At 73.8% G+C, this 11,281-nt stretch carries 10 protein-coding genes and 1 pseudogene; 4 read left to right on the plus strand and 7 right to left on the minus strand.

Going from position 1 to position 11,281, the window contains the following annotated elements; all coding sequences use genetic code 11:
• On the minus strand, window positions 1-1,116 hold a 1,116-nt coding region (locus tag FNH04_RS31415), incomplete at its 3' end, for an NAD(P)H-binding protein (RefSeq protein WP_152789168.1).
• Window positions 1,117-1,462: 346 nt separating this feature from the next.
• Between FNH04_RS31415 and FNH04_RS31425 the strand changes: the two genes are divergently transcribed.
• Window positions 1,463-2,569: an SCO2400 family protein gene (locus FNH04_RS31425; RefSeq protein WP_152789170.1), complete on the plus strand. Its 1,107-nt coding sequence runs from the start codon at window positions 1,463-1,465 to the stop codon at window positions 2,567-2,569.
• An 11-nt stretch (window positions 2,570-2,580) separates the two neighbouring features.
• Here FNH04_RS31425 and FNH04_RS31430 read toward each other — a convergent pair whose 3' ends face one another.
• On the minus strand, window positions 2,581-3,357 hold the full coding sequence (locus FNH04_RS31430; RefSeq protein WP_152789171.1) for a dienelactone hydrolase family protein: 777 nt from the start codon (window positions 3,355-3,357) through the stop codon (window positions 2,581-2,583).
• A gap of 205 nt (window positions 3,358-3,562) precedes the next feature.
• Between FNH04_RS31430 and FNH04_RS31435 the strand changes: the two genes are divergently transcribed.
• On the plus strand, window positions 3,563-4,162 hold the full coding sequence (locus FNH04_RS31435) for a TetR family transcriptional regulator (protein WP_152789172.1): 600 nt from the start codon (window positions 3,563-3,565) through the stop codon (window positions 4,160-4,162).
• A gap of 45 nt (window positions 4,163-4,207) precedes the next feature.
• On the opposite strand, the gene FNH04_RS31440 is transcribed toward FNH04_RS31435, so the two are convergent.
• Both FNH04_RS31440 and FNH04_RS31445 read right to left on the minus strand, forming a co-directional pair.
• Complete coding sequence (locus tag FNH04_RS31440) at window positions 4,208-4,588, minus strand: DUF952 domain-containing protein (RefSeq protein ID WP_152789173.1); 381 nt, start codon at window positions 4,586-4,588, stop codon at window positions 4,208-4,210.
• Window positions 4,589-4,699: 111 nt separating this feature from the next.
• The gene (locus tag FNH04_RS31445; protein WP_152789174.1) at window positions 4,700-6,073 is read right to left on the minus strand and encodes a serine hydrolase domain-containing protein; all 1,374 of its coding nucleotides are present in this window, start codon (window positions 6,071-6,073) and stop codon (window positions 4,700-4,702) included.
• A 167-nt stretch (window positions 6,074-6,240) separates the two neighbouring features.
• Here FNH04_RS31445 and FNH04_RS31450 point away from each other — a divergent pair, with 167 nt between their 5' ends.
• A complete protein-coding gene (locus FNH04_RS31450) occupies window positions 6,241-7,629 on the plus strand; it encodes an alpha/beta hydrolase (RefSeq protein WP_152789175.1) in 1,389 nt (462 codons plus the stop codon).
• 119 nt (window positions 7,630-7,748) lie between these two features.
• A complete protein-coding gene (locus FNH04_RS31455) occupies window positions 7,749-9,044 on the plus strand; it encodes a PP2C family protein-serine/threonine phosphatase (RefSeq protein WP_152789176.1) in 1,296 nt (431 codons plus the stop codon).
• A 176-nt stretch (window positions 9,045-9,220) separates the two neighbouring features.
• Here the strand turns inward: FNH04_RS31455 and FNH04_RS31460 are convergent, their stop codons facing one another.
• The 3 genes and pseudogenes from FNH04_RS31460 to FNH04_RS31470 all read right to left on the minus strand — a co-directional run.
• A complete protein-coding gene (locus FNH04_RS31460) occupies window positions 9,221-10,123 on the minus strand; it encodes an NAD(P)-dependent oxidoreductase (RefSeq protein ID WP_152789177.1) in 903 nt (300 codons plus the stop codon).
• Window positions 10,124-10,174: 51 nt separating this feature from the next.
• Window positions 10,175-10,363, minus strand: a complete 189-nt coding sequence (locus FNH04_RS31465; protein ID WP_322724381.1) for an SRPBCC family protein — start codon at window positions 10,361-10,363, stop codon at window positions 10,175-10,177.
• Between the two features lie 107 nt (window positions 10,364-10,470).
• Window positions 10,471-11,070, minus strand: a pseudogene (locus FNH04_RS31470) (type 1 glutamine amidotransferase domain-containing protein); the annotation flags it as partial.
• Between the last annotated feature and the right edge of the window lie 211 nt (window positions 11,071-11,281).

An 11,281-nucleotide genomic window follows, 5' to 3' on the forward strand; every position in this document is an offset into this window, starting at 1 on the left:
CTCCACCACCCGCCACAGCGCCTGCGGAGTCGCCCCGACCACGCGCTCGCGGTGATCCGTGTACAGGCTGCCCCCCGCCCAGTCCGGATCGGTCGGCAGCGGATCGCTCGGGGCACGGCGGGGAGCCGAGGGCGGCCTGGCCACGTCCAGGTCGCGGACCCGTTGGAGGGCCGTACGAAGAGCCTCGTCCAGGCTCACGGGCCCCTCCGGCGGGTCCGGCACGAAGCGGGCGACGTCCCGCTCGGCGCAGACCACCTCGTGCCTCAGGGACCCGACCAGCGGGCGGGCGAGGGCGCCCGGCACCGGGGTGACCAGACCGACCCAGAGACCGGACAGCCGGGGAGTGAGCAGCGGAACGGGCATGATGACCCGTCTCGGCAACCCCTCGATGGCGGCGTACCGGCGCATCATCTCCTCGTACGTCACGACGTCCGGGCCGCCGATGTCGAAGGCGCGGTTCACGTCGTACGGCAGCCGCGCGCAGCCCACGAGCAGGCGCAGCACATCGCGGACGGCGATCGGCTGGATGCGGGTGCGCACCCAGCCAGGGGTCACCATCACCGGAAGCCGCTCGGTCAGATAGCGCAGCATCTCGAACGAGGCCGAACCCGATCCGATGATCACGGCTGCTCGCAGCACCGCGGTCGGCACCCCCGAGGCCAGGAGGACGCGGCCCACTTCGGCACGGGAACGCAGATGCGGCGAGAGCGCGCGCTCGGGCACTCCCGAGGGGCTCAGCCCGCCGAGGTAGACGATGCGCCGGATACCGGCGGCGCGCGCCCGCTCACCGAAGATCCCTGCCGCGCGCCGGTCGGTCTCCTCGAACCCGCGCCCGGTGCCCAGCGCGTGCACCAGGTAGTACGCGACGTCCATCCCCTCCATCGCCTCGCGCACGGACCTCTCGTCCGTCACGTCCCCGCGCACCACGTCCACCCGGGCGGCCCCGGCCTCCCCGGCCCAGGGGTGGTCACGCAGCTTGCCGGGGGAGCGGACCAGGCAGCGCACGGAGTGCCCGGCGGCCAGCAGCTCGGGCACCAGCCTGCCGCCGATGTATCCGGTGGCGCCGGTGACCAGGCAGCGCAGCGGCGGGTCTTCGTGGCCGTCGTCGGCAGTCATCTCGGCCGCTCCCAGGGACGCTCTCGTGGTCCCCCACTTCCCCACGTCCCATGCTTGGGCCCGCCGGGAAGCGCTGCAACCTCGCCGGTGGCCGGACGGTTCCGGCACCTGGGTGCACCTGGTCTGCGGCGGGGTCACCGCGCTCGCCGCCGGGGCCCTCGCCGTGCGCCGACTGCGGGGGCGGCCTCAAACAGGCCCTCGGTGAATCCGTGCAGGAGTGTCACAGAGGCTGCACACAGTCTTTGGAAAGCCTCGTTAGCGTTGCAGGCCGTTCGATTCCACGTACGACCGTGACCAGGCGGCGGCCCGGCGGGTCGACTTGACGCCAACTCAGGAAGACCTGCGAATGGACTACTGCTCTTCGTGTCGTCGACATCTCAACGGCGCCCTGGTGTGTCCCGGGTGCGGCGCCTACGCGCCGGACATCGCCCCGGTCACCGCCTACGGGCGCACCGTCCCGGCCCGCGCCGCCACCACGGCGCCGGGTACCGCGACGCCGGACACCGACACCGCACATGAGGACGTCCCGCACCAGGACACCGGGCATCAGGACGCCGCGCTTCAGGACGCCGCACGTCTCGACACCGCACGTCTCGACACCGCACGTCTCGACACCGCGTGGACGAGCACGGCGTCGACGGGCGCGCCGGCGGCCTGGGAGCCCATGCTGCCGGACACCTGGCACGGGTACGACGGCCACCACGGCCACCACGGCCACCACGGCCACCACGGCGACACGGCGGCCGGCGTCGGGGACGAGGCCAACGTCGGGGCCGAAGCCGACGTGGACGAGGCACCGGGGACAGACCCGGCCGGTGACATCGAGGCCGCGGAGCCCGCGCCGATGGGACGGGCGGCGCGGCGCCGCCAGCGGGCCCGCTGGAAGAAGGCCCAGCGCCGGGCGGTGGTCGCGACCGCCGTCGCGCTCGTCGGCGGCGGCCTGACCGTTGCCGCGATGGACCGGCAGTCGAACGACCACACGCAGACGAACGCGGCGCCGGAACACCCGACCACGAACGCCCTGGAGGAGCAGGGGGCGCAGCAGTCCCGCCCGTCGGAGCCACGGTCCCCCTCCACGAACCGGTCCTCGTCCCCCACGCAGTCCCCCGCGACCGACGAGCGGCGCCGACGGTCCGCGGCCCTGTCGGGCACCGGACAGCAGGACACCCGGCCGGACTCCGCCACGGCTCCCCAGTCGGCCACGGACCCGAAGCCGCGCACCGACTCCCCGTCCTCCGGCGGCGCGGCCTCCGACCTCACCGGTACGGCGGTGAAGCCGACGCCCACTCCGACGCCCCCCGACGACGGCGCGGACTCGGGTACGTCGGGCGGTTCGGGGTCGGACTCGGGCTCCTCGGGCGGCTCGGGCAACACGGACACCCCGGAGGCGACCCCCTCCCCGTCGGAGACACAGCCGTCGCAGCTCTGCCTGCTCGTGGTGTGCCTCGGCTGAACCGAGGCGGTTCAGGCAGCAGTTCGGAGGGTGCGGCCGAGGAGGTCCAGCAGGGCCGTCCAGTGCCGTTCCGCCGCCTCGGCGCTGTGCATGGCGGTGTCCGCCTGGGTGAACCCGTGGCGGGCACCGGCGTAGACCTCGGTGCGGTGGCGGACGCCCGCGGCGGTGAGGGCCTTGTCGAGCCGGTCGATCTGCTCGGGAGGATTCGTGGCGTCCTGGTCGGCGTGCCCGAAGTACAGCTCGGCGGTGACGTGTTCGGCGACCAGGTGCGGGCTGTCCGGCGCCTCGGTCGCGAGGTACGCGCCGTGGAAGCCGGCCGCGGCGGCGACCCGGTCCGGGTGGGTGCCGGCGGTGCGCAGGGCCAGAGCGGCGCCCATGCAGTAACCCGTGACGCCCACGGGGCCGTCGCCGGTCAGCGGGGAGGCGGCCAGCCAGTCGAGGTAGGCGCCCGCGTCCCGCATGGCCGCGTCGGGGGTCAGCGACTCCATCAGCGGGCGGATCTTCTGGAAGATCTCCGGACGGTCGGCCGGGTTGATGAACTCGGGCAGATCCACCAGCGGCGCCCGCCCGTTCCGGTACATGACGTTCGGGACCAGGACGGTGTACCCGGCGGCGGCGAGACGGTCCGCCATCTTCTTCAGATGCGGACGCAGCCCGAAGGCGTCCATGTAGAAGAGCACGCCGGGGTGCGGGGCGCTGTCGTCGAGGGGACGGGCCAGATAGGCGTCGGCGGTCCCGTCCGGGGTGGGGATGTCGACGGGCGATCCGGTCACGGCGGCGGCGGTCATGGGTAGGGTGCCCCCCTGCTGAAGAGAAGTGTCGTAGATGAAACTCGGTGTCACGCTAGTGACCAAGTACCGACTCCGCAATCAGGGTTCGGTAAAGGGGATACCATCGCCGGATGAACCGGATGGTGCGGAGACGGATCGCGGGGCGGATCACAGAGCGGATCATGGGACGGATCGCGGGACGGATCACGGGGCGGATCGCGGGATGACCGGAGCGGCGCGTGCGAGCAGCACGACGAGGGACATCGCCCGGGCCGCCGTACGGGCCGAACTGGGCCAGGTGGCCTTCGAGTTGTTCTGCCGCGAGGGCTTCGACAAGGTGACCGTCGACGAGTTGGCGGCGGCCGCCGGGGTGTCCCGCAGCACGTTCCTGCGGTACTTCGGCACCAAGGAGGACGCCGTCCTCGCCGCCTTCGACGGCCACGACCGCCGGCTCGCCGACGCCGTACGCGCCCGCCCCGCCGGCGAGGACGACTGGACGGCCCTGCGGCACGCCCTGGACACCGTCATCGAGCGCTACCACCGGGACCCGTCCGGCGCCCTGGCGACGATGCGGCTCGTACGGGACACGCCCGCTCTGTGGGCCCGGCATCTGGAGAAGCAGCACAGATGGGGCCCCGCCCTGGCCGGGGCCCTCGCCGAGCGCGCCGGCTCGACGGGGCCCGCGACGCTCGCCCAGTCGGTACGGGCCGCCGCCGCGCTCGACTGCCTGAACGTGGCCCTCGACCACTGGACCGCCTCCGACGGCCGGCTCGACCTCGTCGTCCTCCTGGACGAGGCCTTCGCCGCGCTCGCGGCTCGCTGACAGCGCGACGGTCGGACGGCCCCGACGGCCCGGGGGCCCGGGCGGTCAGCTCATCGCCGTTCCCCCGGCCCGTTCCTCCAGCCCGGTCGCCCGCCCCTCCTCGTCCCACCGGACCTCCAGGACCCGCTCGACGGCGTCGCGGTCGAGCGGCCCGAACACATGGGGGAACGAGGTGCCCTCGGCGACCCCGGGCGGCGGGACGGGAACCGGCGCCTCCCACTCCAGCCGTGCCGTGAGCCGCTCCTCGTCGAGGAGCAGCGCCAGCAACGGCCTCGGCGCGCTCCGGTAGAAGGCGTTGACGACGGCCAGCGTGGTCCGCTCGTCGGCGGAGCAGTGCACGAACCCGTCCTCCGCGAGGGAGGCGGGCGCGTACGGGCGGTCGGGATCGGCGTCCCATTCGGCGAGCGGAACCACGTGATAGATCATCCGGCGGTTATACAGCGGCCGGGGCCGGGGATCAGCGGCCCGGGCCAGGGATCAACGGCCCGGGCCAGGGATCAGCGGCCCGGGCCAGGGATCAACGGCCGGGGCCGAGGATCAGCGGCGGGTGGCCCAGGTGCCGGGAGCGATCTCGACGCCGGGCAGCCCCCCGGGGACCCGCCGGCCGGCCTCGGGGACCGCCGTCCTGGACTCCGGCTCCGCCGGCTCGGGCTGCGCAGGCGCCTCGGGCTCCGGGCAGAGCGCCTGGAAGAGGTGCGTGTTGAGGGCGTCGTCGATCGGGCTCGGCTCCCAGGTGCCGTCCTCGTTGACGCGCTGGTACTTCATCAGGTTCCAGCCCATGGCGAACTGCCGCCTGCCGTCCCGGCTGGACAGCGCGATCGTGCCGGCGCCGAAGACCGCGCCGTCGTGGCCCCAGAAGCGGCCGCAGCCGGGCAGGTCGAGGGGGTAGATCCCGAGACCGTAGTCCATGCGGGCCTCGCCGAAGGCCAGGGTGACCGTGGTCAGCATCTCGTCCAGGGCGGCCGCCCCGATCAGCCTGCCGCCGAGCAGGGCGCGGTAGAAGCGGTTGAGGTCGTCGGTGGTGGAGACGATCGAGCCCGCCGTGGACGCCCAGGACATGTCGTAGACGCTGTAGTCGCGCGGCGGGTCGATCAGTCCGTAGAACGACTCGTACATCCTGGAGTGCGGGCCCTTGATGTACGGGGTGCGCGGATAGGTGGTGTGGCGCAGCCCGGCCCGGTCGATCACGTTGCGGGTGATGTACGTCCCGGCGTCCTGGCCGGTGACCTTTTCCAGGATCAGCCCGGCGATCACGTAGTTGGTGTTGGAGTACGACCCCGGCTGCTCGCCCGGCCTTCCGGTGGCGGGCTCCTTCAGCCCGAGCCGCACCAGTTCCTCGGGCGCGATGGAGCGGAAGCGCTCCTCGTCGAGGCTCGCCGCGGAGTCATGGGCGAGGGAGGGGAAGGCTCCCAGGACGTAGTCGCTTATCCCGCTGGTGTGGTTGAGGAGCATCCGTACCGTGACGGCCCGGCCCCGCTCCCCCGGGACCAGGCCGGGGAGGTAGTCGGCGACGGGCGCGTCCAGCCTGATCCGGCCCCGCTCGACCTGCTGGAGCACGGCGACGGAGGTGAAGGTCTTGCTGATACTGCCCACCCGGTGCCGCATGCCGGGCGTGACCGGGCGCTTCGTGTCCACGTCGGCGAGCCCCGCCGCGCCGGTCCAGCGGTCGGCGCCCTCACGCACGGACGAGTAGGCGCCGTACATGCCCGCCTCGTGGACGGCGCGCAGCGTGGTGCGCAGGGTGGCGCGGTCCAGGGACCGCTCCGCCGAGGCGGCGGGTCCGGGGCCGGCGGGTCCGAGGCGGGCGGGTCCGAGGCCGGCGGGTCCGGGGTCGGCCGCCGCCACCGGTAACGCGGTGGTCATCAGCAGCGTGGTGCCCAAGACGGTCCCGATGAGCCGGGTGATGCGCAAGAGGTGCTCCTCCCCTGGTGTTCGAAGTTGCCAGGGGTAATTGTCATGAGCGATCGATGCGCCTTACATCCTCCTGGCGGATGAACCCGGTGGCGGGCGCCGGCGAGCGGCAGGGGAAGCTTGGGACCCTCGCGCCTCCCCTCCAACTCGCAAGGAGAACAGGGAACATGACGGAGCTTCCGGCACACGGGACGGTGTCACGCAGGACGGTGTTGAGCGGGCTCGCCGGTGGTCTCGTACTGGGCGCCGGCGCGGTCGGCCCCCTGGCCGGGGACGCGCGGGCGGCGGGCCGAGGAGGCGCGGCGGAGCCGTACGTCCCGGTCCGGGTGGGCCGTGGGGGCGGTCCGGCCGGGACGGACCGTGTGCACGTGCTCAAGGTCGGTCCGCGGGAGGCGGACACGGTACTGGTGCTGGTACCGGGGATGTTCGGGGCGGCGAACGGCTTCCGGCTGCCGGCCCGGGACCTGGTGGCGGCCGTGCCCGGAGTGCAGGTGTGGGCGTTGGACCGGCGCGAGGAGAACCTGGCCGACCGGACCGGTTTCGCGACCGCCGACCCGGCCGCGTACTACCTGGACGGCCACTACCGCTCGCAGGACCCGGCCGCCTCCGGGTACGTCGCCGGCTGGGGGCTGCGGCTCACCCTGGAGGACCTGCGGGCGGTCGTCCTGGCCGCGGGCGCCGGAGGCCGGCGGAGGGTGGTGCTGGGCGGGCACTCGTGGGGCGCGACCACCGCGCTGGCGTACGCCGCCTGGGACTTCGACGGCAGCCCTGGGTACCGGGACCTCGCGGGCCTGGCGGTGATCGACGGTGGCGTCCTCGGCGCGTTCGAGGGGACGGGCGCCCCCGTCCACGACTCACCGGAGGAGATACGGCGGCGGCTCGCGGCCATCGACGGCGGAGCGGTCTTCGACCTGACCCTGAGCGGTGTCGGGCTGGGCGGCCGTGCCGAGAGCTCACAGATCTGGTACCAGCTGGCCGGCTGGTACGCGCACCACGCCCCGGCGGCCCGGTCGGTACTGCAGCCCCGGCTGCCCGACGCCCTGCGGCTGCCGTACCCGATCACGAACGCCGCGCTGCTCGGCACCCTCGTGGACGCGGGCTTCGGCTGGCCGAACGACATCAGCGTGCACGCGGGACGCCTGGCCGAGAGCGGTGACGTACGCGGCTGGATCGACGACGGCATCACCCCGCTCAGCCGTGTCGCCGCGGCATACGCGGGCCCGGAGCCAGCCGTCTGGGAGTGGTACTGGCCGTCCCGCCTGTCGGTGGACCTGGACATCACCGACGCCTACGCCGACACGGACCTGTCCCGTTCCCTGGGCCTCCGCCTGCGGCACGGCACCGCCCTCGACATCCCCCTGTACGCCTTCGCCACGAGCTACTCCCACGGCACGGTCCTGACCGCGGCCGGGCGGGTGGCCGCCGCCTCCCGGGTCCCGTACGCGACGTACGAGTCCGACGAGGGCATGAACCACCTGGACCCTCTGTTCGCCGGGCCGGACGGCAACACGATGACGCGCACCCTGTCCGCCTTCCTGGAAAGGGTGCGCGGCTGAAGCTTCCAGGGGCGCGGGTAACCGCGCGACGAGCCACGCACCACCCGCGGCCCCCACCCGGACGTGCGCCCCGTACTGGCCGGGTCGCACAGGGCGGGGCGAGGGGGTAGACATGAGGGATGAGCAGCGGGGATGCCCATGCTCCTGGGAGCCCGGCCCCGGACACCGCGTTCGACCGCATCGACTACGCGGCCGTCTACCAGGCCCTGCCCGGCCCCATCCTGCTGCTCACTCCCGACCTGGTGATGGCCGACGCCAACGAGGCCTACGTACGGGTCTCCGGCCGCCGCCGCGAGGAGCTGGTCGGCCGGTACGTCTTCGACGTGTTCCCCGACGACCCCGCCGACCCGGACGCCAGCGGCCCCAAGAACCTGCGCGTGTCGCTGGAGCGGGTGCTGGCCACCCGTGAACGGGACGCCATGGCCGTGCAGAAGTACTCCGTCGAGGTGCCCGGGCGGCCCGGTGTCTACGAGGAGCGGTACTGGAGCACGGTCAACGTCCCCGTCATCGGCGCGGACGGCCGGGTGGCGCTCGTCGTCCACCGCCCCGAGGAGGTCACCGCCCTGGTCCGCGCCCGCCGGGCCCTCGGTACCGCACCGGGGTGGGTGCCCAGCCGCGAGGACGCCATGACCGTCGATCTGCTCGACCGCGCCAAGGAACTGGAGGAGCTCAACGAGCGCCTGCGCCAGGACCACGCCCGCGTGCACGAGATCGCCGTCACCCTGCAGCGCGCCATGCTGCCCGCCACACCGCTGGCCGAGCACCCGTACGTGGCCGTGCGCTACCGGCCCGCGACCAGCCTCCTCAACGTGTGCGGCGACTGGTACGACCTGTTCGAGCTGGACGCGGACCGGCTGGCCGTCGCGGTCGGTGACGTCGTCGGTCACGGCCTCGAGGCGGCCGGTGTCATGGGCCAGCTGCGCAGTGCCCTCAGCGCCGCGATCCGCGCCACCGGGCGGCCGACCTCCGCGCTGCGGGCCCTGGCCCAGCACGCGCGCACCATCGAGGGCGCCCTCGCCACGACCGCCGTCCAGGCCGTCGTCGACCGCTCCGAGCGCACCGTCACCTACAGCCGCGCCGGTCATCCGCCACCGCTCCTGGCCCACCCCGACGGGACGGTGGAAATCCTGGACCGGGCCACCGACCCGCCGCTGGGCGCGGGCGACGCCTCCGTACCCCACTGCGAGGCGACCGTCACGTACGCCCCCGGGGCCACCCTCGTCCTCTACACCGACGGGCTGATCGAACGCCGTGACGAGGACATCGACACCGGACTGCGCCGCCTCGCCGCCTGCCTCGAACGCCACCACGCGCTCGCCCCCGAGCGCCTGGCCGACACCGTACTGACCCATCTCGCCCCCGCCCCCGCGCCCGGCCCGGACGACGACACCGCGCTCGTGGCCATCCGCCTGTGAGGGCGCGTTCCTCCTCGGCGCTCAGGTCTCCGGGATGTCTCAGGCCTTCGGGACCGTCGGGCCTCCCGGGTCTCTCAGGCCTCCGGAATCCGTCGGGTTTCGGGGATCCGTCAAGCCCCGGAATCGGGATCCGTCGGGCCCCGGGATCCGTCGTGCTCCGGGATCTCTCGGCTCTCTCAGTCCAACGGCTTCCCCGGCGGCTGCTCGTCAAAGCTGGCGAAGTACGCGGCGGCCATGTCCTCGTCGGCGTGCCCCTGGGCGGCGGCGCGGGCGAGGCGCTCGGCGCTCGCGGCGGCGAGGTCGAGACGTACGCCGTGCCGCTCGCCCGCCGCGACGATCAGCCGGGCGTCCTTGACGGCGGTGGACACCGCGAAGGAGGCCGGTGTGAGCTGGTCGCCGAGGATGAGCCCGGCCTTGGCCCGCAGGTAACCCATGTCGAGCGGGCCGCCGGCGATGGCGTCGAAGAAGCTCTGCGGGTCCACGCCGAGCGCCTGCGCCAGGGCCAGCACCTCGCCGGTCGCGCTGGTCGCCGCGAGGACCCAGCTGTTGGCCACGAGCTTCAGCCGGGTGGCGCTGCCCGCCGCGCCGTCCTCGCCGGTCCACACCGTACGGGCGCCGACCGCCTCGAAGACCGGTGCCACCGTCTCCCGGCCCTCGGCGGGCCCTGCGGCGAGCACGGTCAGCTGTCCGGCCTCGGCGGGCCGGCGGGTGCCGAGCACCGGGGCGTCGTAGAAGACCAGCCGGTGCTCACGGGCGAAGTCCGCCAGTTCGCCGATCGCCTCGACGCCCGCGGTCGTCGACTGCACCCAGGCGGTACCGGGACGCAGTGCGCCGGCCGCCTGCCTCATGACGTCGAGGGCGGCGGGACCGTCGTACAGCATGGTCAGGACGACATCGGCGCCTTCCACGGCCTCGGCGGGAGTACCGGCGACGTACGCGCCGTCGGCGGCCAGGGGCTCGGCCTTGTCGCGGGTGCGGTTCCAGACGCGGACGCCGTGTCCGGCGCGGACGAGGTTGCGGGCCATCGGGGCGCCCATGATGCCGGTGCCCAGGACACTCACGGTGAGGTTGTCGGTCATGACGTCATCATCCTGTCCCCTGGAGTGAGGTGGTGGCGCGGGCACGCCCGCTCAGGCTCCGGCCTTCGTCTTCCCGGAGGCGGCGCGGACAAGCCCGTCGAGCCATGCCTGGTGGCCGTTGAGCATCGGGTTCGGCGTCTGCCGGGCCAGCTCGGCGGCGGGCCGGCCGATCTGGGTCTCCTGGGTGAGGACGCGTACGCGGCCTCCGGGCAGGTCCTCCACCAGCCAGGCGTGCAGCACGTCGAGCCGCTCCTCGGGGGTGACGTCCTGCCGGGCCGTCCAGGACAGTCGGCCCGGAACGCCCTCGGCGTGCGCCTGGAACTCGACGACGTGCGCGGTTCTGTGTGGTCAGGTTCTGCGTGGTCGGCGAAGGGCACGCCCGTCCCGACCTTCAGGCCCGCCTCGGTCAGACGGTCCTGGAGAAGCCACTTGGCCTTGGCGGCGCTGCCGGCCAGCTCCTCCTCGGCGTTGGTGAAGGCGGTGATCCGGTAACCGGCGAAGGCGTTGGCGCCGTCCTCCCCGACCGCGGCCAGCAGCGCGGCCGGACCGTGGCACACGACGCCCACCGGCATCCCGCTCCCCACCGCCCGGGCGAGGATGCGGCCGGAGTCGGCGTCGACCGCCAGGTCCTCCATGGGCCCGTGGCCTCCGGGGACGTACACGGCGTCGTACTCGTCCAGGCGTACGTCGGTCAGCGCGACCGGGCCCTGGAACTCCGCGGCGGTCTCCACAACCTCCGCGATCCTCGCGGCGTTCCCCGCGCCGCCCGCGGCCTCGGGCGCGAGGCCGGCGGGGTCGACGGGCGGGACCACGCCGCCGGGGGTGGCCACGGTGACCTCGTGGCCCGCCGCCCTGAACGCCTCGTACGGGACGACGGCCTCGTCGGCCCAGAAGCCGGTGGGGTGATGCGTGCCGTCGGCCAGCGTCCACCGGTCGGCACCGGTCATCACTCGCTGTGCGAGGAGCACCTGGCCGCGGGCCGTCTCGTGCTGCTCCACGACCCGGCCGAGCCCCCGCTCAACACCCTTTTCCTGGTCCAGCGCCCCGGCGCCGAGGCCAACCCGGACGTCATCCGCGTACGCGAAACCCTCCAGCGGGCCGCCCGCGCCTGGTAGAGCGCGGGCGGTGGGTGGTCCGCTGGAGGGTGCTGTGGGGGGC

The organism is Streptomyces phyllanthi (genome assembly GCF_009377205.1).
GTDB lineage: Bacteria > Actinomycetota > Actinomycetes > Streptomycetales > Streptomycetaceae > Streptomyces > Streptomyces phyllanthi.

Coding starts and splice junctions, on each gene's coding strand:
- FNH04_RS31425 (WP_152789170.1), top strand. CDS start 1,463: ATGGACTACTGCTCTTCGTGTCGTCGACATCTCAACGGCGCCCTGGTG.
- FNH04_RS31430 (WP_152789171.1), bottom strand. CDS start 3,357: ATGACCGCCGCCGCCGTGACCGGATCGCCCGTCGACATCCCCACCCCG.
- FNH04_RS31435 (WP_152789172.1), top strand. CDS start 3,563: ATGACCGGAGCGGCGCGTGCGAGCAGCACGACGAGGGACATCGCCCGG.
- FNH04_RS31440 (WP_152789173.1), bottom strand. CDS start 4,588: ATGATCTATCACGTGGTTCCGCTCGCCGAATGGGACGCCGATCCCGAC.
- FNH04_RS31450 (WP_152789175.1), top strand. CDS start 6,241: ATGACGGAGCTTCCGGCACACGGGACGGTGTCACGCAGGACGGTGTTG.
- FNH04_RS31455 (WP_152789176.1), top strand. CDS start 7,749: ATGAGCAGCGGGGATGCCCATGCTCCTGGGAGCCCGGCCCCGGACACC.
- FNH04_RS31460 (WP_152789177.1), bottom strand. CDS start 10,123: ATGACCGACAACCTCACCGTGAGTGTCCTGGGCACCGGCATCATGGGC.